We start from the raw sequence: 18,635 nt of genomic DNA, 5'->3' as shown, positions 1-18,635 counted from the left end.
CAGCTCTTAGCCTCACGTTGTCGCCACCGTCTCGGCGCTCTCAATGCTCTACTTTAGCAATGGTAGATGTTGTGCTTGGTGCGAGCCCGTTCTACCGCGAATGGACCCGGATCGAAGCTCTGAGGCAGTTAAGGAGGTTGCTCGGGCCGCTCCGGTGAGAACCGCTGAGCGAGCTGTGACGCGATTGCGGGCAACGGTTACAACAAGGATTGGAGGTTTACGAACTTCCTATACTGACCTGTTATGAACGCGATCTGCGCCTTCACGCGCTGGTTTGAGTTGTCGCCTTTAACGCGAGTAGCTTTCATCTCCCAGGCGGTGAAATCCCGATCCCCACCCTAACGCAAGCATGCCAGGAGATGCTTTTCTCGCTTGAGCGGACGTAGAACTGTCCGCCCATTGCACAACTCTCGAACAACTAACGATAGAGAAACGAAAATGGAAATCATGACTGGAGAGTCCATCGTCATCCTAGGGGGCGGGTCGGCAGGATGGATGACTGCGGCCTATCTCAAAAAGGCATTGAAGGGCGTCGATATCACGCTTATCGAGTCTGCTAATGTTGGCACCATTGGGGTTGGTGAAGCCAGCTTCAGCACTATGAGATTGTTTTTTGATTATCTCGGCATTGATGAAGCGGAATGGATGCCAGAATGTAATGCGACCTATAAGCTCGCGATCAAGTTCACCAATTGGACTGCTGTCGGCGGGCATTTCTATCATCCGTTCCAACGCTATGAGGTGGTAGACGGAAACAATCTTGGTGAATGGTGGTTGCACCTAAAGCCTAATGAGACGGCATTCGATTCCGTATGCTTTAGTACCTCCGCTCTATGCGACAACAACAGATCCCCAAGGTACATGAACGGCGAAGTCTTCGATCACAAGGTCAAAGGCAGGTTTAATTCTGCAGACAAGACGCCCCCAAATGCCTTCCTATCGGATCACCGTTTGCAGTATCCTTATGGGTATCATTTTGAAGCCAGTCTGCTCGCGAGCTTTCTCAAGAAATATGCGACCGCGCTTGGCGTTCGGTGCATCGAAGACGATGTCGAAGACGTGCTTCTCTCGACCGATGGTTCGATTGATTGTCTTAGAACGCGCAGAAATGGGGCAGTGAAAGGATCGCTGTACGTAGATTGTAGCGGCTTTCGCGGTATCCTCATTAACCAGGCGCTCAAGGAACCGTTCGTTTCGTTTCAAGAAGTTTTGCTGAATGATCGCGCGGTAGCGCTGCAGGTGCCATACCCAAACGACAGATCAGATATCGAGCCCTTTACCTCAGCAACCGCTCTGCCATCCGGTTGGGTCTGGAACATTCCTCTCTATAACCGGGTCGGAACCGGCTACGTCTATTGCAGTCAGTTCATGTCTTCCAAAGAAGCTGAATCTGAGCTTCGCGCACATATAGGTCCGCGCGCAAAGGACTGCATCGCGAATCATATTCAAATGCGAATCGGGCGTTGCCGTAATGCTTGGGTCAAGAACTGCGTCGCAATCGGTTTGTCCTCCGGTTTCGTGGAGCCACTAGAGTCAACTGGGATCTTCTTCATTCAGCTTGGTATTGAGGAGCTCCTGCGTCATTATTCGGGTCCCACGACGGACCCGGATGTAGCGGCTGACTATAATAGAATCATGGCCGATTGCATTGACGGCGTGCGCGACTTTCTTGTCCTTCACTATCGCTCGTCTGACAGGGCCGACACGCCGTTTTGGCAGGCGACAAAGGAGATCTCTGTCCCTCCCTCCGTGGAGCAACGCCTTCAGCTTTGGAAAAAGCGGCTTCCGAACGAAAGGAGTATCAACCCGTGCTATCACGGCTTCGAGTTCTACTCCTATTCTGTGATGCTGCTTGGGTTGAACTATCGGCCCGTCGATAGCCTGCCTGCTCTGCGCCACTCCAGTAATGTAAGCGCCGCCCTCGAGGCATTTCAAGAAGTGCGGGATCGCACGAGTGAGTTAGTCCGCACATTGCCTGGCCATTTGGAATATCTTCAGTATCTTCGAGGAACGAGGAAGTCTTCTGCAACAGCAGAGCAACGCGATGAGATCACGGCGTGAGCTAATGTGAGCGCACACTTACCCGACAGCGGCCAAACGCGACCTGGGCGATTGCCTGTCCCCGCGCGCTGCGGAGGCGAAGGCGGCGACTGCGGTACATCCGGCGCTGGCCGGAGCAGCGTGGAGGCAATCTGCATGGAACAAGCGCCGGCAAGGCATTCCACTCAGTCGGCTTTCGCGCGCCGACCGGCGTCACGTGAACATTTGGCTTGCTGGCAAACGATTGCGCCGCGCCCTTGAGCGACGCCATGCGGGCCGGCCACAGTTCTCGGCATGCCTGCCCGGTCGAGGCGATCGGCAAGGCAGATCAGTTCAATGTTCCTAGCGTGCGGTCAATACCGGCATCGAGAGGCGGCCCCGTGCTCGCCGCGATGCAAGCCGCGCGTGCGATCGAGAGTGATCCCGCCGCCTTCACGCGGCGCGATCATTTACGCCATTGCTCCCGACGGCGCGCCGCGCTGCTGATCGCCGCGCTAATGCAAAGCTGCGTTCCCTCTGTCCGTCGTCAGATAATTTCAGACTGATCAGGGTTTTCGAGAAGGGAGGCTTTGGCTCATCAGGGGTTAGAGTTGCTTGCAATTGATGCTGCGAACGGCGTACCCGTCCGGCGTAGGCCGCAGACGTCTTCTAATCCTGGCGCCTGAGCAGATGAGGGTTCTCTTTGTGGATCCTGATGAGCTCCATCAAGGTCTCGATCCCAAAGTCGGTGAAGGCCATGACGCCGTCTTCTCCGACACCGTAGACCCAGAGGCGGCCGTCCTCGGCGTCCATTTCGCTGGCGACGTCCGACAGCCAGTCCTCGTCTTCGCCGAGGTCCTGGGCGACGCGATTGATCGTGGTGACGCGATAGACCTTGTTGACGTGCATGGTCATGCCGCTCGGGCTGAGATTGCTGACGCTGACAGGGCCCAATTCCAGGGCAGCAGTTCGTCCAGCCGATGAGCCGGATGGGCGGCGATACGGGCGAGGACGTCAGCCAACCAGGGGATCGACACCGTTCATCTTGGCCGTGACGATCAGGCCGTACATGGCCGCGGCGCGTCGTCCGCCGCGATCGGATCCGCAGAAGAGCCATGACTTTCGCCCAAGAGCGATGCCTCTCAGCCCCCGTTCGGCGGCGTTGTTAGAGAGGCACACGCGCCCATCCTCCAGGAATAGCGTGAAGGCCGTAAGCGGCAAGGAAACCCCGTCTGGCGGAGTGGGTAAGCGATCGGCTATCGGCTGCTGAGTTTGTGAGCCGATGTGAGCTTCTATGTCTGCGCCTAGTTCTGGAACTAGAACCTTCCATATGATCGAAGCGGTCGCCGACCGTCTTGAGGGAACGCCGCGGCAGCTTCGCCGACGCTGGTCGGACGAGTTCAAAGCGCAAGTTGTGACAGAGGCGCTGGAGCCTGGCGCGAGCGTCTCGGCGATCGCCCGCCGGATCGGCATTCACCCGTCGCAGCTGTTCGCCTGGCGCCGTGATGCTCGGGCCGAGCGGCATTATCGCTCGCGGCACTCGAGTTGCGAGGGTGTGGTGGCGTCTGTGGCAGGCACAGTGATTGAGATTGCCATTGGCGAGGTGGTCGTGCGTGCCGGCGTGGACGTCGACGAGGCGCACTTGCAGCGGGTGATCCGGGCGGTGCGTTCGGCATGATTCCCTCGGGTGTGAAGGTGTTCCTCGCCAGCCATCCAGTCGACTTCCGCAAGGGTATCGATGGCCTTGTTGCGCTTGTGCGCGATGCGGGCTCAGATCCGTTCGACGGTGCGCTTTATGTCTTCCGGGCCAAAAGAGCCGACAGAATAAAGATCGTATGGTGGGATGGGTCCGGCGTGTGCCTCTATTTAAAGCGTCTTGAAAAGGCGAAGTTCTGCTGGCCGCGGATCGGGCATCATCGGGTGCAGCTCAACCCGGCGCAGTTGATGGCACTGGTGGATGGGATGGACTGGAAGCGGGTCCGGACCGTGGCGGTCAAGCCGCCGGAGATTGTTGGGTAAAAGCGCTGCGGCGAAGTGAATCAGTGAGCTGAAAGGGCAAGAGAAACGGGGCAAAATGTGCTCTGGTCGGGCCAATGACGCCGCCCGATCTCAACCTCCCGAATGACGTAGAGATGTTGAAAGCCATGGTGCTTGCCATGGCCGAGAAGGCGGCCCGCGCCGATGCTCTGGAGAGCGAAGTCGCCGATCTCAGGGCGCGCAACGCCGATGCCGATGCGCGCATCGAGCGGCTGACGCAGATCCTGAAGGCCTTCGACCGCGCCCGGTTCGGCCGACGATCGGAAAAGCTCGGCTCTGTGAACGGCGACGATGAACAGCGGGCCTTTGTCTTCGAGGAGATCGAGACCGGCATCGCCGCGATCAAGGCCCAGGTCAGCAAGGGCCGTGAGCAAGCGGAAGGCAAGCGTGCACCGCGCCGGCGCAAGGGCTTTGCACCCCATCTGGAACGGATCGAAACCGTCATTGAGCCGGAAGAGCTGGCTAAGCATGCCGGCAAGCAGAAGGTGCTGATCGGCGAGGACGTGTCGGAGCGCCTGGATGTGGTGCCAGCGAAGTTCCGTGTGATCGTCACGCGCCGTCCCAAGTATGCCTTCAAGAACGCGGACGGCGTAATCCAGGCGCCGGCCCCGGCCCATATCATTGAAGGAGGCATTCCGACGGAAGCGCTTCTGGCCCAGATCGCCGTCTCCAAATATGCCGATGGCCAGCCGCTCTACCGGCAGGAGGCCATCTACGCCCGCGACAAGGTCGGGCTCGACCGCCAGCTGATGGCGCAATGGATGGGCAAGCTCGGCTTCGAGCTGGAGATCGTAGCCGACTACATCTTCAGCGAGGTCAAGAAGGCCGAACGGGTCTTTGCCGACGAAACCACCTTGCCGACACTCGCTCCGGGCTCCGGATCGGCGAAGACGGCCTACTTATGGGCCTATGCCAGAGATGACCGAACCTTTGGCCGCAGCGGTCCCCCGATGGTGGCTTATCGCTTCGAAGACAGCCGCTCCGGCGAATGCGCGGTCCGGCATCTCAATGGTTATCGCGGCATCCTGCAGGTGGATGGCTATGCCGCCTATAACAAGTTGGCGCGACCCGATCGCGGCAATGATGGCATCACCTTGGCTGGCTGCTGGTCACACAGCAGACGCAAGTTCTACGAGCTGCATGTTGCAGGAAGCTCGAGAGTGGCAACGACGACGGTCGAGCGGATGGCAAAGCTCTGGCAGGTCGAGAAGACCGTGCGCGGTCAAAGCCCCGACGCACGCGTTGCCGCGCGCCAGCAAGCCTCCGCAGCGGTCGTCGCAGATCTCTTCGACCTCTGGCAGCAGAGCTTGCGGCGGATCTCCGGCAAATCAAAACTGGCCGAGGCGATCCGCTATGCCGTCTCGCGCCGTGCCATCTTCGAGCGCTTCCTGACCGATGGTCGCATCGAGCTCGACTCCAACATCGTCGAACGCGCCATCAGGCCACAAACAATTACGAGAAAGAATAGCCTCTTCGCTGGCAGCGACGGCGGCGGGCGAACCTGGGCGACCATCGCAACGCTGCTGCAGACAGCGAAGATGAACAACGTCGATCCGTTCGCCTGGCTCACCCTCACGCTTCAGCGTATCGCCAACGGCTGGCCGAGCAGCGAAATCGACGCGCTTATGCCATGGAACCACGCCGCCTGACGGCCTCAGCTTGCCGCTTACTGAAGGCCGCCCATCGCTTCAGGATGTAGTTGAACGCCTTGGCCAGGTCGTGCCCGCGGGAGAGCTTGGCGAGTTGCTCTCGCATATAGACCTGAAGATCCTCCACCAGGGGGCGGCTCAGAGCCTGACGAACCTCCAGGCGCCCCTCGGCACTCTTGCCGTTGATGGACCGCTCGATCTCAAACAGCGCATCGATCCGGCGCACCACCTCGATCGCGATCGGAGAGAGCGCAATTTCCTTTTTGCCGGCGGCCTTGCGCCGCGCATTCTCCTCGATATCGGCCATGGCAAAGAACGGGCGCCGCGCGTGCGACCAACACGCAGCTTCCCGGATCAGTCCAGGATGGCGCCCAGCCAGATAGAGCTGGTTATACCCGTCGTAGGCGTCGGCCTGGAGGATGCCGGCATAGCGGGCCAGATGCGCCTGGGGATGCTCGCCCTTGCGGTCGCGCGAGTAGTGGAACATCGCCGCTGGCGGTCCGGCACCACCAAATGGCCGGTCGTCCCGGACGTAGATCCAACACCGTCCCGTGTCGGTCTTCCCCTTGGCTAGCACCGGCACGGTCGTATCATCGGCATGAAGACGCTCAGCCGCCATGACATGGGCTTCAACCAAGCGAAGCAGGGGATCAAGCGACGTACAGACCGATCCCACGGCGTCGGCCATGGTCGACAACGCGATCGGCACACCTTCGAGAGCGTAGCGCTCGGCCTGACGGTTCAGCGGCTGATGCTGGCCGAACTTCTCAAACATGATCATAGCCAACAGGCTGGGGCCGGCCCATCCCCGTGCGACGGCATGGAACGGCGCCGGCGCCTGGCTGATCTTCTCGCAGTCGCGGCAGCTGAACTTCTCCCGCACCGTCTCGATTACTTTCCACTGACGCGGCACCGATTCCAGCGTCCGGGTCACGTCTTCCCCGAGTTTGCGCAGGCGATTGCTGCCGCAGCACGCGCAAGCCGTCGGCGGATCGATCACCACCCGCTCGCGTGGAAGATGCTCAGGGAATGTCTGGCGCTCGGCGCGCTTGCGCGTAAATCCGCGCACAGTCGTCGTCCTGGCCGCAGCCCGTTCGGCTGCCAATTCGTCTTCCGTGGCGTCGGCTTCCAGCTCTTCGAACGTCAGTGCCAACTGATCGATCAGCCGCGATGATCGCTCCGACCGTTGTCCGTAGATCTGACGCTCGAGCTTGGCGATCCGTAGCTTCTGCTGGGCGATCAGCGCGCTGTCTTCCGAGGCTTTCGCGCGGGCGACCGCGAGTTCCGCTGCAACCTCTAACGCCTTCGCGCGCTCGATCGCCAGCGCCTCTTTCAAGGCAGCAATGTCATCCGGAATCGCTCCGCCATCAGCATCCATGCGAAGCAGTGAATCACAGATTGAATGCGTTGTGACTCCCCAAAATGCCGGCAGCCGCAACTTCTTCGTTCAGCCCGCGCTCGCAGGCCGCCAGCTCAGTTGAGGATTTCTCCAGTCAATGCCTTCGAGCATATAAGCCATCTGTGCCGCTGAGATCGACACCGCGCCGGCCACCGCCGAGGGCCAGATGAACTTTCCACGGTCCAGACGTTTGGCGTAGAGCGACATGCCCAACCCATCATGCCAAAGAATCTTGACCAGATCGCCGCGACGGCCCCGGAAAATATAAAGATCGCCGGCATGAGGATCGCGCTTCAAGCTCTCCTGAACCGTAAGAGCCAGGCTTTGCATGCCGCGGCGCATGTCCGTGTGACCGGTGTGCGATCCAGACCCTGACGCCGCTCGGAATCGGGATCATCGCCGCCTCAGAAGCTCAAGCACTCGCTGCAGCGCTTCGGCGTCAACCTCCCGGTCAACGCGCACGCGACAGCCGCCGCCAAGCTCGATCTCGATCATTCCGTTCCTTGGACGCTGCGCAGGAAGCGAAGACGGCTGCGGCCCGAACGTGGGTGCGGGAGCCGGCGTGGAGGCGATCTCGACAGGAACAAGAGCCGGCACGGCCTCGCCGCCCAGGCGGCCCTGGCGCGCTTGCCGACGCCAGGTGAACAGCAGGCTCTGCGCCATTCCATGTCGGCGCGCGACGCCGCACACAGTCTCGCCAGCCTGCAACGTCTCTTCAATCAGACGAACCTTCTCGTCGTAACTCCATCGGCGCCGACGTTCAGCGCCCAAGACCTTCACCTGCATTCGCCACATGACCTTAAGGCTAGACTTAAGGTCAAATCCTCAGACGAACCGCCAAACCGCACAAGGCGGCCTCCGCCGGAGCGATACTGAACGGCGCTTTATGATGCTGTTGCGCTTGACACGTTTTCGCTTGGCGAGGATCGGCCTCAGCCCTGCCGAAGTAACCATCGGCAGGAGTGAGGTTATCGATGCTCTCATGAAAGCGGACGTGATTGTGGTGTTCGACGAAGGTCCGTATCTGGTCGGATCTGTCGGAGATGATCAGGATCCGATCGTCGGGAAATGGGGCGCCAGTTCGCCGATCAGCGCCGCCCCTCTTGCTTAAAAAAGGCGTCGAGCAACACCAGATGCCGTTTTAGCCAATCGACGCCCATGGCAAAGGCCTCTTCCGGCGTTGCAAGCTCGGTGCGTCTCGATCTCCTCATGCAGCACGAATTGCAAGGCCGCGCGGGTGATCTCGTCATCGTCGACCACGATCACCCGTCGCTGGTCGACTTCTTTCGGCTGTCCGACACCGATCTGCAATGTTGCTCTCCTGAAAATCCGCTCCGACAAACCGGCTTGCAAGAGCATTAGAGATTTCCGTTCCGTGCATGAATGCATTGAAATGGCCCGCCAAGCCGGCGTTTTCCCGTTTGATGCTGGCGATCCTTGTCCGGCTTCTGACAGCGGCACGAATCCTGTCACGTTCAAAACACCTGGTTTCATCCACCGGCTCGCGAATTTTTCAAAGTGTAATCAGAAGCTTAAAGGGCGCGGACAGGGTTGGCACGGCGGTTGCTATCAGGATGCAGCAACACTGAGTGAGGGCTGAGTGCACGCAGACGCGCGAGACGAGCGCTGCTCTCCTTCCCTTGAACCCGTGTGCCTCGCTTCTGAGAGAGAAACAAGCTCGCGCGCGAGCCAGCGCGCAATCTTTGGCAAATTGGTTGATGGAGAGCAACATGGCTTCACTGAGACAAATCGCGTTCTACGGTAAGGGCGGCATCGGCAAGTCGACCACCTCGCAAAACACGCTGGCGGCGCTGGCCGAGATGGGTCACAAGATCCTGATCGTTGGCTGCGATCCCAAGGCGGACTCGACTCGCCTGATCCTGCACGCCAAGGCGCAGGACACGATTTTGAGCCTGGCGGCGAATGCCGGCAGCGTCGAGGACCTGGAAATCGAGGACGTGATGAAGATCGGCTATCAGGACATCCGCTGCGTAGAGTCGGGCGGTCCAGAGCCGGGCGTCGGCTGCGCCGGCCGCGGCGTCATCACCTCGATCAACTTCCTGGAAGAGAACGGCGCCTATGAGAACATCGACTACGTCTCCTACGATGTGCTCGGCGACGTCGTCTGCGGCGGTTTCGCGATGCCGATCCGCGAGAACAAGGCGCAGGAGATCTACATCGTTATGTCCGGCGAGATGATGGCAATGTATGCGGCCAACAACATTTCCAAAGGCATTCTGAAATATGCCAACTCTGGCGGCGTGCGACTCGGCGGCCTCATCTGCAACGAGCGGCAGACCGACAAGGAACTGGAACTGGCGGAGGCGCTGGCCAAGAAGCTCGGCACCCAGCTGATCTATTTTGTGCCGCGCGACAACGTCGTGCAGCATGCGGAGCTGCGCCGCATGACCGTGCTGGAATATGCGCCGGAATCCCAGCAGGCCGATCACTATCGCAATCTCGCAACCAAGATCCACAACAATGGCGGCAAGGGCATCATCCCGACCCCGATCTCCATGGATGAGCTCGAGGACATGCTGATGGAACACGGCATCATGAAGCCCGTTGACGAGGCCATCATCGGCAAGACCGCAGCCGAACTCGCAGCCGAGTAATAGGCCAGACCGAGAGAGGCCGGCCTTCCCAATGCTGATTAGGAGGTCGGCGCTCCGGCGAAAGATGTCGTGACCAGCATCACGACATACTTGATCACTGTGAAAAGGTCGGCAATTCATGTTTGAAGCCCAGTTCTTTCCGCTTAGGGCCGCCAGAGCGACTGAAGCGAACGATGAGCAGCATAGGGGAATTGCGACATACCGCCTGCTCACTGGGGCGGACCCCGCAGATGCCGATATAGCCAGTGACAGCAATTTCGATCGTCACGTGCTGGCGTCCATTCTGGCGGCCGCCACGATGGATGGTGGTCTGGTTTCAGAGAAGGTCGGTCTGTCCAGCCACGAGCTGGCCGCGGTGCTGGAGCAATACTTCCCGTCGATCCGGATAAACCGCGAGGAGTTGCCCTTGGGTGTCAAGCGCAATGAGATCGACGAGGCGGCAATGTTGCGTGATCTCCTGCTCGCACAACGCTCGACCGAAGGGGACATCGGCAACTGGCTAGCTGCGATGATCGCGCGTCGCGCAATCGAGCCAAATCACATGTGGGAAGACCTCGGATTGCGCGGTCGTGGCGAACTATCCAGGCTCCTAGGCCGCCATTTCGCGCCACTGGCCGCGCGCAATACCAATAATATGCGCTGGAAGCGCTTCTTCTATCGCACGCTGTGCGAGGACGACGGCCTTGTCATGTGTACGACACCGGTGTGCACGCAATGCAACGACTTCAACCTTTGCTTTGGCGATGAAAGCGGCGAGAGCCGGATGGCCGAGCGTCGACGCGACGTTCTGCTGCAGGCGGCTGTCCCGGTCGCCGCCGGCGCCTGGCCGATGTGAGCGACATCGGATGGATCGGCCGTTGGCCAGACTTCCGACCAGCGACGCCGAGGATCGTGCGAGCCTCGAGGAGGTGCAGGTAGAACCGGCCTCCGTCCAACTCAGCGGGCAATCTCCCGCCGTTGGCGGCTGGAAGAATGTGTTACTCAAGGCCGGGCTGCGACCGCGCCAGCGCCTGATGCTAAGCGAGCTGTTGTTTGCCAGGGGCGCCCGGCATGTCAGCGCAGAGATGCTATTTGCCGAGGCGCGCGAGACCGGCTTTCCGGTCCCATGGTCTACCGTCTACAACACTTTGAACAAGTTCACGCAAGCCGGCCTCTTGCGCCGGTTCTGCCTTGATGGTTCGCGTGCATTATACGACACCAACACCACACCGCATCCGCATTATTATCTACATGGCGAGGATACGCTGCTCGATGTCCCCAATGCGGATCTCCTGCTTGTGAATGTGCCGGAGCCGCTGCGCGGTCACGAAGTCTCCTGCGGCGATCTGATCATCCATCTGCGCCGCAAGCGGAGTTGATGGCATCCACCGTATGGTGAGGTTAAGCCGACGCCTTGAGTTTGCGATGCTGTCGCGTTTGCGACAATCCGAATGTGCCGAAAACTGCTAGCTAGTCCAATAGCTTGGGGCCGAGCGCCGGCCTGGCATGCGGGTTGCTCAAGTCTTGCTTTGCCAGGAACAAGGAGCCTTCCATGATCGCCGTCGCCTCTGCCAAACCGTCATGGTCCAAGACGTCATGGGCAGGTCCGATCGTACTCAACGACACGACGCTGCGCGACGGCGAACAGGCTCCTGGTGTTGCCTTCACCACCGACGAAAAGGTGACGATCGCGCAGGCGCTGGCGCGCGCCGGTGTCACCGAGATCGAAGTAGGTACGCCTGCCATGGGCAGTGAGGAAATCGCGGCTATCCGAGCCGTGGTCGAGATCGGTCTCCCGGTCACCAGCATTGGCTGGTGCCGGATGCGTGAAGTCGACGTCGATGCGGCAATCGAGGCCAAGGTGTCGATGGTCAATGTCTCCATCCCAGCCTCTGACGTGCAGATTGGAGCCAAGCTTGGCGGTGACCGCGAGCTGGCGCTGGAGCAAGTGAGACGGGTGGTAAGTTATGCCCGCGAGCGGGGGGTTGAGGTTGCCGTCGGCGGCGAGGACTCCTCCCGCGCAGATGTCGATTTTCTCACCACGCTGATCGCCACCGCAAAAGCCGCGGGCGCACGGCGCTTTCGCATTGCCGATACGCTCAGCGTGCTTGATCCCGACTCCACCTTTGCGCTGATCGCTCGTTTGCGTTCGACCACCGATCTTGAGCTCGAATTTCACGGCCATGACGATCTCGGGCTCGCGACCGCCAATACGCTCGCCGCCATCAAGGGCGGCGCGAGCCATGCCTCGGTGACTGTCATCGGTCTCGGCGAGCGGGCGGGCAATGCACCGCTGGAAGAAGTCGCGGTCGCTCTCAAACAGCTCTACGGGCGCGACACCGGCATCGTGCTGCCGGAGCTGCAGAACGTCGCGGCCGTTGTGGCAGCCGCGGCTGCACGCACGATTCCTCTGAACAAGGCGATCGTGGGTGAGCATGTGTTCACCCACGAATCCGGCATTCATGTCCATGGCTTAATGAAAGATCAACGCACGTATCAGTCGCTCGACCCCCGCTTGCTTGGTCGCTCCAACCGTATTGTGATCGGCAAGCATTCCGGGCTGTCGTCGATCACCACGTTGCTCGACGAATTGCAGCTCACCGCCAGCGCCGAAGAGGCAAGACAGATCCTGTTGCGGGTGCGGAAACATGCCATCGAGCACAAGCGACCGGTCGCGTGCGAGACGGTGGTGGCGATCTGGCGCGACGTCTGCGAGCGCTTGTTGATCAATGGAGCGTGAGGCGGCCATGGTCCGGCATTATTACAGCCGATCACTTCGAAACCGCCGGCGTGCCACGGAGGTTCCTCGCTGATCCACGACGACATAGGTCTGGAGGCCATATGCAGCGCCGCCTGCGCGAAGCAGCGTCGCAAGGAGATGACCAGCCGGCGTCGGGTCCCGACCACAGGCCGGCGATCTAACCCAAAGGAGATATCTCGATGAGCAACATGCAGGCGGCAGTCGGCATCCTGGATCGACTCAACAAAGCCTCCTCGGCTGAAGACTTTTTTGCGCTGCTTGACGTCGATTACGACCCGAAGATTGTCAATGTCGCGCGCCTGCATATCTTAAAGCGCATGGGACAATATCTCGCCAAGGAAGTATTCGAAGATAGCGCGGAGGCCGAGGTAACGGCGCGGTGCAAGGCGGTGCTGGAGCAGGCTTATGCCGACTTCGTGGCGTCCTCGCCGATCGACCAGCGGGTGTTCAAGGTCTTGAAGGATGCGGTCGCCGAGCCCAAGAAACCGGCGGCATTCGTGCCGTTGAGCTCGCTGAAATAGCCTCACACATGGTTCAGATCTGCCCCCAAGCCATGTCGGTGCAGCGCGTTGTGCCATATTCCTCTTCATCCAGATCAACTCTGTACAGCAATGAAGCGAAGCGGCGCTGTCGCATTCGCGACTTATGTCGGAATTGTAGGATCGGCGATGCTAACGCCCAGTCTTTGTCAACTTTCTTAAGTTGTTGAATGGACGGCTGATTTTTGATGTCCCCAACTGGTACGACACTTGCTGTTCTCCGGCCAAGTCCGTCATTGGCGCCGACTACACAGTTTTGTTGCCGTCGGAGATGAGATTTGGAGAAAAACCAAAAATGTTGTGCCGTCACTGCTCGCCGCTCGCGCCGGGATCATCTTATGGCTCACGCTAGCGTAATGCCGTTCGCAGTTGCCTCTGACGCCGCCATTGAGGCTGGGATTGACCCGGAGACGGCCGCCAATGGTAACTCGCGTTCCACGCTACTCTGGAGAAGGCATGCACAGTATCGTTTGCACCAAGCAGGTTCCCGATTCCGCGCAGATCCGCGTCAATCCCGTGACCAACACCATGGTGCGTCATGGCGGCCGAGCATCATCAACCGATACTTGTTCGCGCTCGAGGCCGCGCTCCAATTGCGTGACAAGTTCGGCAGCGAGATCACCGCGCTCACCACGGTCGACGCGGAGCGCCGCGCCGGACCCGGCGTGCAGATATTGCGCACAAATCCGCTGGTCAACCATGGCGCAGGCAACGAGCCAGATTTGCCGTCCGTGATGACCGCCGCCCTGCGGGCGGCGCTGGGGCCGATTGTAAAATGGAGCGCGCAGGAGGCCGACGTCGAAGAGTGTCGAAATGCGTCGCGCTCGGCTCGCGGGTCGTCAAGCGGGCCTTTGCGCCGGCGCCACGTGCCGAGAAGGCGGGGCTGGTGGAAGCCCCCCAAGCAGCCGATGGAGGTGCTGATGAAAGCTATCTTGAAGGGCCAACCCAACCTAGAGACCGATCTTGTGGCGCAGGCGCGCAGGTTCTGAGGGGAATTCAAAGCTATGAGCAACGTCACCAAGGCTCCCACGCCTGCCGCGGCCGGCCGCGCAGGAATCAAAAAAGAATTGCCCGAGCACTTTAAGGCCTACAAGCACGTCTGGGTCTTCGTCGAGCAGGAGCGCGGCCAGGTGCATCCCGTCTCCTGGGAACTCATGGGCGCAGGCCGCAGGCTTGCCGACAAGCTGAAGGTTGATCTCGCCGCGGTCGTCATCGGCCCGGAGGCCGCAACCACGCGCAATGCTGCGCTCGAATCCTTCTGCTACGGGGCCGACCTAGCCTATCTTGTGAGCGAGCATGTGCTGTCGGAGTATCGAAACGAGTCCTACACGAAGGCGCTGACCGATCTCGTCAACACCTACAAGCCAGAGATCCTCCTGTTGGGCGCCACCACGCTGGGTCGCGATCTTGCAGGATCGGTAGCCACTACACTACTTACGGGTCTCACTGCGGACTGCACTGAGCTCGACGTTGACGCGGATGGTTCGCTTGCCGCCACGCGTCCGACCTTTGGCGGATCGCTGCTTTGCACGATCTACACGTTGAATTACCGGCCGCAGATGGCAACCGTCCGCCCGCGCGTGATGCCGATGCCAGAGCGTGTCGCGCGCGATGCCGCCCGCATTGTCGTCCATCCGCTCCGCCTGCTCGAAGAAGACATCGTCACCAAAGTGCTATCCTTTCTGCCGGACCGTGATTCGGCCAAATCCAATCTCGCGTATGCCGACGTCGTCGTCGCCGGCGGGCTGGGGTTGGGCTCGCCGGAGAGTTTCCAGCTGGTACGACAGCTCGCCACCGTCCTCGGCGCCGAATATGGCTGTTCGCGTCCGCTGGTACAAAAGGGCTGGGTCACCTCCGACCGGCAGATCGGCCAGACGGGCAAGACCATCCGGCCAAAGCTCTATATAGCCGCGGGCATTTCTGGCGCGATCCAGCATCGGGTCGGCGTGGAGGGCGCCGATCTGATCGTCGCCATCAATACCGATAAGAACGCGCCAATCTTTGACTTTGCCCATATCGGCGTCGTCAACGACGCTATGCACTTGTTACCGGCGCTGACGGCCGCATTTCGTGCACGGCTTTCACCGCATTCGCGCGACCGTATCGCGAGCTAAGGAGGTTGTTGTGATCGAGGAGAAGTTCGATGCAATCGTGGTCGGCGCCGGCATGTCGGGCAACGCGGCGGCGCTAACGATGGCTAAACGCGGCATGAAGGTGCTGCAGCTCGAGCGCGGTGAATATGCCGGATCGAAGAATGTTCAAGGCGCAATCCTCTATGCCGACATGCTCGAAAAGCTCATCCCGGACTTCCGCGATGACGCGCCGCTCGAACGTCATCTCGTCGAGCAACGGTTCTGGATAATGGACGATCGCTCCCATTTCGGTGTGCACTACCGCTCCGAAGACTTCAACGAGGAGCGGCCGAACCGGTATACGATCATCCGCGCGCAGTTCGATAAATGGTTCTCCTCGAAAGTGCGCGAGGCCGGCGCGACCGTGTTGTGCGAGACCACCGTCACTGAGCTCGCGCGGGACGCCAATGGGAAAGTCATCGGTGTTCATACGGATCGCTCCGACGGCGAAATCCAAGCAGATGTCGTGGTGCTGGGCGAAGGCGTGAACGGCCTTCTCGGTACGCGTGCGCGCCTGCGCGAGCGGCCCAAGCCCGACAAGGTAGCACTCGCGGTTAAGGAAATGCACTTTTTGCCGCGTGAGACCATCGAGGCCCACTTCAATCTCAAGGGTGACGAAGGCGTCGTTGTCGAAGCGGCCGGCACCATTTCCCGTGGCATGACCGGAATGGGCTTCATCTATGCCAATAAAGAGTGCATCTCGATCGGCATCGGCTGTATCGTCGCCGACTTTCAGCGCACCGGAGAGACGCCATATGGGCTGCTCGACTGTTTCAAGCGTCACCCATCCGTGGCGCCCCTGATCGAGGGCTCGGAGGTCAAGGAATATTCCGCCCACCTCATTCCTGAAGGCGGCTACAAGGCGATCCCGCAGCTCTATGGCGACGGCTGGGTGGTGGTGGGCGATGCGGCGCAGCTCAACAATGCCATTCATCGCGAGGGCTCTAACCTCGCGATGACTTCGGGCCGCATCGCGGCGGAAGCGATTGTCCAGGTGAAATCGCACTGCCAACCCATGACCGCGGCAAATCTGTCAGTCTACAAGAAGATGCTGGATGACTCTTTCGTGATTAAGGATCTGAAGAAGCACAAGGATATGCCGATGCTGATGCATACCAACTCGCAAAACTTCTTTCTTACCTATCCGCAGCTCGTCTCGAAGGCGATGCAGAACTATGTACGCGTCGACGGTACGCCGAAGGCTGAGAAAGAGAAGGTGACAATGAAATCTTTTGTCAACGCGCGGTCCTGGACCGGTCTATTTGGCGATGCATTCCGCCTCGCCCGTGCATGGCGCTAACCAGCCCAAATCGAAGTCAAGGAAGCTGAAATATGAATGTCGAGACATCAGTGCGCGTCGAGGACAAGCTGTTCTATAACCGCTATCTTGTCGACGTCGGTCGTCCTCACGTCAAAGTGCGCGCACACACGAAGCCATCCCCGCAGTTGCTTGCGCTTTTAAAGGTCTGCCCGGCGCGCTGCTATGAGCTCAACGATAAGGGGCAAGTCGAGGTCACCGTCGACGGCTGCATCGAGTGCGGCACCTGCCGCGTCATCGGCGAGCCCACCGGCGACATCGAATGGAGCTATCCGCGTGGCGGATACGGTGTGTTGTTCAAGTTCGGATGAGAACTGCACAGCAGGCTCAGCGTGAACGCCGTTGCTAAGGCATCTCACGGCAAATCCATGTCTCCGCGCCCTTCTTGTGCGGAGAGCCTTATCAATGGCGGTAGCTGGTGATGCGCCCGGCGCACGGAACGGTCGCGGGAGCTTTGCCTCGCAATCAGATTCTCCTAGTGTTTCTGCGCGCGCCATCATTGGCGCACCGATTAGAAGATCTGGATCTTCCCGCCGCTGCACGCCGGAGAACCTCATGTGCGTTGCTCTCGCTCGTCAAAGCCTGATCCAAACGCGGCAGGCGGCTCCGCGAACGCCGGTTTGGTGGGAGCCGGCGCCTGTAGGCGGCAGCAGCCAATCTCATCAACGAGGCGCGGAAATATTGGGCGAGAATGTCGTTCCTTTGAGAAGAGGGAGCCGTTTGGTGACAGCAGCCATGCCCATGCTGAAGGATGGCTAGGTCATGCGCGGCGAGGCACATGTTCGAGGAAGATCCACTTGCACCTACGAACTGCTAACCCCCATTTCCCTAGCAGGCGTCCGGCCAAGTCGGCGAAGGACGAACTGATGGAGCACCATCAGGAGTTCTTCTGGCATGACAGGGCGCGCCTGGTTTCGGGCGGCGAGATCGTCAAGGTTGTCCGGTCTAAGCGAGAAAGATGGGCTCGAGCTGATCGCCCCGCTGCGCAGCCACTGATCGACGGAGCGAAGCAAGGAACATGTCATGGGACGTGTGAACGAAAAGGTCATTCTGGTGACCGGCGGAGCTCGTGGGATGGGTGCAGCTCATGCGCGCCTGCTTGTAGCTGAAGGCGCCAAGGTCGTAATCACTGATATTCTTCATACACAAGGAGAGGCTCTCGCGGCTGAACTGGGCGCTTCCGCCATCTATGTACCTCAGGACGTCACCCAGCCGGAGGAGTGGGCTAGGGCGGTCGCGACCGCTGAGAGCAGCTTCGGCGCGCTGCATGGGCTGGTTAACAATGCTGGCATCGCCAGCACGGCCCCGATCGAGCAGTTCCCGCTTGATCAGTGGAACAAGATTATCGCAGTCAATTTGACCGGAGCGTTCCTTGGAATGCAGGCGGCTCTGCCGGCAATCCGGCGCGTAGGCGGAGGTTCGATCGTTAATGTCTCGTCCGTCGAGGGGCTCCGGGGCACTGCCGGGCTTCATGCCTATGTCGCTTCCAAGTTCGGCGTGCGAGGCATAACCAAGTCTGCTGCTCTGGAGGCCGCGGCCTCGGGCGTCCGCGTCAACTCGATCCATCCCGGCTTCATCACCACGCCGATGACCGTGAGCTTCGATCCCTCCATTTTCCCCATTCCACTGGGACGGGCCGGCCGGCCGCAGGAAGTGTCGCAGGCAGTCTTGTTCCTGCTCAGCGACGAGTCCAGTTATCTTACCGGTTCCGAGATCGTTATCGATGGCGGTCTGACGACCGGCGTCCCACACAAATGGCTGGCTCCCGAGTATATCTTTTGATGAGCACCAACTGATCGTCCCCGCCAGGACAACGAGACGGCGGTTCGTCGTCTCAGCTCTCGGGATCTTCGGACCCGGTATCGCCAACGATAACTTCTCCGGAGGCCGCAGTTTGGCGCCAGCGCAGCCCGCGGGCACCTTCGATGCGCGAACAGTGCTTGCAGCTGGAGCAGAACGGAGCTGTTTTAGCGACTCGCTGCACTCGGTGATGCGGCGATTAGATCAGGTTCTGCCTGCGCTGGAGCAGGCCGAGTTCGACCAAAAAGGCGATTGATTAACGAGAACGACACGTCAAGTCGACGAACCAGCGCTTTGTGGAGGGTACAGAGCAATGGTCGCCCTGAGTCGTGGTGTGCTTAGGTGAACCGCAGCACTGCAGCGTAGGCGGCGGGATCAACTTTGCGA

General features: G+C 60.0%; 18 protein-coding genes and 4 pseudogenes. 15 read left to right on the top strand and 7 right to left on the bottom strand.

The genetic code is table 11. The annotated features are described in order from the left end of the window. The first annotated feature begins 438 nt into the window (after nt 1–438). A complete protein-coding gene (locus tag ACH79_RS39520; protein ID WP_202639127.1) occupies nt 439–2,061 on the top strand; it encodes a tryptophan halogenase family protein in 1,623 nt (540 codons plus the stop codon). Between the two features lie 627 nt (nt 2,062–2,688). On the opposite strand, the gene ACH79_RS39510 is transcribed toward ACH79_RS39520, so the two are convergent. Together ACH79_RS39510 and ACH79_RS39505 are read right to left on the bottom strand one after the other, a co-directional pair. Then, nucleotides 2,689–2,934, bottom strand: a complete 246-nt coding sequence (locus tag ACH79_RS39510) for a hypothetical protein (protein ID WP_202639116.1) — start codon at nt 2,932–2,934, stop codon at nt 2,689–2,691. Next, nucleotides 2,931–3,228 (bottom strand): annotated as a pseudogene (locus ACH79_RS39505) (transposase domain-containing protein); the annotation flags it as partial. The gene ACH79_RS39510 and the pseudogene ACH79_RS39505, both read right to left, overlap by 4 nt. 121 nt (nt 3,229–3,349) lie before the next feature. Between ACH79_RS39505 and ACH79_RS39500 the strand changes: the two are divergent. The 3 genes from ACH79_RS39500 (at nt 3,350) to ACH79_RS39490 (ending at nt 5,705) form a co-directional block, all read left to right on the top strand. Continuing rightward, entirely contained in the window at nt 3,350–3,697 is a 348-nt protein-coding gene (locus ACH79_RS39500; RefSeq protein WP_246738322.1) for a transposase, read from the top strand. Next, entirely contained in the window at nt 3,694–4,038 is a 345-nt protein-coding gene (gene tnpB / locus ACH79_RS39495; protein ID WP_071916490.1) for an IS66 family insertion sequence element accessory protein TnpB, read from the top strand. The genes ACH79_RS39500 and tnpB (ACH79_RS39495) overlap by 4 nt, the downstream gene beginning before the upstream one ends. A 74-nt stretch (nt 4,039–4,112) precedes the next feature. After that, a complete protein-coding gene (locus ACH79_RS39490; protein ID WP_161851783.1) occupies nt 4,113–5,705 on the top strand; it encodes an IS66 family transposase in 1,593 nt (530 codons plus the stop codon). Nucleotides 5,706–5,721: 16 nt separating this feature from the next. Here the strand turns inward: ACH79_RS39490 and ACH79_RS39485 are convergent. The 4 genes and pseudogenes from ACH79_RS39485 to ACH79_RS44630 form a co-directional block, all read right to left on the bottom strand. Continuing rightward, nucleotides 5,722–7,083, bottom strand: a pseudogene (locus ACH79_RS39485) (IS66 family transposase); the annotation flags it as partial. Nucleotides 7,084–7,152: 69 nt separating this feature from the next. After that, nucleotides 7,153–7,446, bottom strand: a complete 294-nt coding sequence (gene tnpB, locus ACH79_RS39480; protein ID WP_161855621.1) for an IS66 family insertion sequence element accessory protein TnpB — start codon at nt 7,444–7,446, stop codon at nt 7,153–7,155. A gap of 51 nt (nt 7,447–7,497) precedes the next feature. Beyond that, on the bottom strand, nt 7,498–7,890 hold the full coding sequence (locus ACH79_RS39475) for a transposase (protein ID WP_161855620.1): 393 nt from the start codon (nt 7,888–7,890) through the stop codon (nt 7,498–7,500). Between the two features lie 39 nt (nt 7,891–7,929). Continuing rightward, a pseudogene (locus ACH79_RS44630) lies at nt 7,930–8,131 on the bottom strand (hypothetical protein); the annotation flags it as partial. Here ACH79_RS44630 and ACH79_RS45370 point away from each other — a divergent pair. Beyond that, nucleotides 8,087–8,215, top strand: a complete 129-nt coding sequence (locus tag ACH79_RS45370) for a hypothetical protein (RefSeq protein ID WP_371419332.1) — start codon at nt 8,087–8,089, stop codon at nt 8,213–8,215. The pseudogene ACH79_RS44630 and the gene ACH79_RS45370 overlap by 45 nt on opposite strands. On the opposite strand, the gene ACH79_RS45365 is transcribed toward ACH79_RS45370, so the two are convergent. Then, nucleotides 8,212–8,598, bottom strand: coding sequence for a hypothetical protein (locus ACH79_RS45365; RefSeq protein ID WP_202639125.1), 387 nt, complete (start codon nt 8,596–8,598; stop codon nt 8,212–8,214). The two genes, ACH79_RS45370 and ACH79_RS45365, sit on opposite strands and share 4 nt — an antisense overlap. 236 nt (nt 8,599–8,834) lie before the next feature. Between ACH79_RS45365 and nifH the strand changes: the two genes are divergently transcribed. From nifH to ACH79_RS39420, 10 genes and pseudogenes are all read left to right on the top strand, one after another. After that, on the top strand, nt 8,835–9,719 hold the full coding sequence (nifH, locus tag ACH79_RS39465; RefSeq protein ID WP_028350602.1) for a nitrogenase iron protein: 885 nt from the start codon (nt 8,835–8,837) through the stop codon (nt 9,717–9,719). Between the two features lie 118 nt (nt 9,720–9,837). Further along, nucleotides 9,838–10,554 carry a nitrogen fixation protein NifQ gene (locus ACH79_RS39460; RefSeq protein WP_161855619.1) on the top strand — a complete coding sequence of 239 codons (717 nt, stop codon included), beginning with the start codon at nt 9,838–9,840 and terminating at the stop codon, nt 10,552–10,554. Nucleotides 10,555–10,576: 22 nt separating this feature from the next. After that, a complete protein-coding gene (locus tag ACH79_RS39455) occupies nt 10,577–11,077 on the top strand; it encodes a Fur family transcriptional regulator (RefSeq protein WP_246738321.1) in 501 nt (166 codons plus the stop codon). A gap of 173 nt (nt 11,078–11,250) precedes the next feature. Beyond that, complete coding sequence (nifV, locus tag ACH79_RS39450; protein WP_161855617.1) at nt 11,251–12,438, top strand: homocitrate synthase; 1,188 nt, start codon at nt 11,251–11,253, stop codon at nt 12,436–12,438. 200 nt (nt 12,439–12,638) lie between these two features. After that, complete coding sequence (gene nifW / locus ACH79_RS39445) at nt 12,639–12,980, top strand: nitrogenase stabilizing/protective protein NifW (RefSeq protein WP_161855616.1); 342 nt, start codon at nt 12,639–12,641, stop codon at nt 12,978–12,980. Between the two features lie 474 nt (nt 12,981–13,454). Further along, nucleotides 13,455–13,987: pseudogene (locus tag ACH79_RS39440) on the top strand (hypothetical protein). A gap of 15 nt (nt 13,988–14,002) precedes the next feature. Beyond that, the gene (locus tag ACH79_RS39435) at nt 14,003–15,112 is read left to right on the top strand and encodes an electron transfer flavoprotein subunit alpha/FixB family protein (protein WP_161855615.1); all 1,110 of its coding nucleotides are present in this window, start codon (nt 14,003–14,005) and stop codon (nt 15,110–15,112) included. Between the two features lie 10 nt (nt 15,113–15,122). Further along, entirely contained in the window at nt 15,123–16,430 is a 1,308-nt protein-coding gene (locus tag ACH79_RS39430; protein ID WP_161855614.1) for an FAD-dependent oxidoreductase, read from the top strand. 32 nt (nt 16,431–16,462) lie between these two features. Continuing rightward, complete coding sequence (locus ACH79_RS39425) at nt 16,463–16,759, top strand: ferredoxin family protein (protein WP_065754704.1); 297 nt, start codon at nt 16,463–16,465, stop codon at nt 16,757–16,759. 712 nt (nt 16,760–17,471) lie between these two features. After that, the gene (locus ACH79_RS39420) at nt 17,472–18,230 is read left to right on the top strand and encodes a glucose 1-dehydrogenase (protein WP_161855613.1); all 759 of its coding nucleotides are present in this window, start codon (nt 17,472–17,474) and stop codon (nt 18,228–18,230) included. Nucleotides 18,231–18,635: the final 405 nt, after the last annotated feature.

The sequence above is a fragment of the Bradyrhizobium sp. CCBAU 051011 genome, from assembly GCF_009930815.1.
In the GTDB taxonomy this organism is placed as follows: Bacteria; Pseudomonadota; Alphaproteobacteria; order Rhizobiales; family Xanthobacteraceae; genus Bradyrhizobium.
This window is presented reverse-complemented; position numbering and strand designations above follow the sequence as displayed.

Excerpts from the sequence above, each read along its gene's own strand:
- ACH79_RS39520 (WP_202639127.1), top strand. The coding sequence starts at position 439 with ATGGAAATCATGACTGGAGAGTCCATCGTCATCCTAGGGGGCGGGTCG.
- ACH79_RS39510 (WP_202639116.1), bottom strand. The coding sequence starts at position 2,934 with ATGACCATGCACGTCAACAAGGTCTATCGCGTCACCACGATCAATCGC.
- ACH79_RS39500 (WP_246738322.1), top strand. The coding sequence starts at position 3,350 with ATGATCGAAGCGGTCGCCGACCGTCTTGAGGGAACGCCGCGGCAGCTT.
- tnpB (WP_071916490.1), top strand. The coding sequence starts at position 3,694 with ATGATTCCCTCGGGTGTGAAGGTGTTCCTCGCCAGCCATCCAGTCGAC.
- ACH79_RS39490 (WP_161851783.1), top strand. The coding sequence starts at position 4,113 with ATGACGCCGCCCGATCTCAACCTCCCGAATGACGTAGAGATGTTGAAA.
- tnpB (WP_161855621.1), bottom strand. The coding sequence starts at position 7,446 with ATGCGCCGCGGCATGCAAAGCCTGGCTCTTACGGTTCAGGAGAGCTTG.
- ACH79_RS39475 (WP_161855620.1), bottom strand. The coding sequence starts at position 7,890 with ATGCAGGTGAAGGTCTTGGGCGCTGAACGTCGGCGCCGATGGAGTTAC.
- ACH79_RS45370 (WP_371419332.1), top strand. The coding sequence starts at position 8,087 with ATGAAAGCGGACGTGATTGTGGTGTTCGACGAAGGTCCGTATCTGGTC.
- ACH79_RS45365 (WP_202639125.1), bottom strand. The coding sequence starts at position 8,598 with ATGAAACCAGGTGTTTTGAACGTGACAGGATTCGTGCCGCTGTCAGAA.
- nifH (WP_028350602.1), top strand. The coding sequence starts at position 8,835 with ATGGCTTCACTGAGACAAATCGCGTTCTACGGTAAGGGCGGCATCGGC.
- ACH79_RS39460 (WP_161855619.1), top strand. The coding sequence starts at position 9,838 with ATGTTTGAAGCCCAGTTCTTTCCGCTTAGGGCCGCCAGAGCGACTGAA.
- nifV (WP_161855617.1), top strand. The coding sequence starts at position 11,251 with ATGATCGCCGTCGCCTCTGCCAAACCGTCATGGTCCAAGACGTCATGG.
- nifW (WP_161855616.1), top strand. The coding sequence starts at position 12,639 with ATGAGCAACATGCAGGCGGCAGTCGGCATCCTGGATCGACTCAACAAA.
- ACH79_RS39435 (WP_161855615.1), top strand. The coding sequence starts at position 14,003 with ATGAGCAACGTCACCAAGGCTCCCACGCCTGCCGCGGCCGGCCGCGCA.
- ACH79_RS39425 (WP_065754704.1), top strand. The coding sequence starts at position 16,463 with ATGAATGTCGAGACATCAGTGCGCGTCGAGGACAAGCTGTTCTATAAC.
- ACH79_RS39420 (WP_161855613.1), top strand. The coding sequence starts at position 17,472 with ATGGGACGTGTGAACGAAAAGGTCATTCTGGTGACCGGCGGAGCTCGT.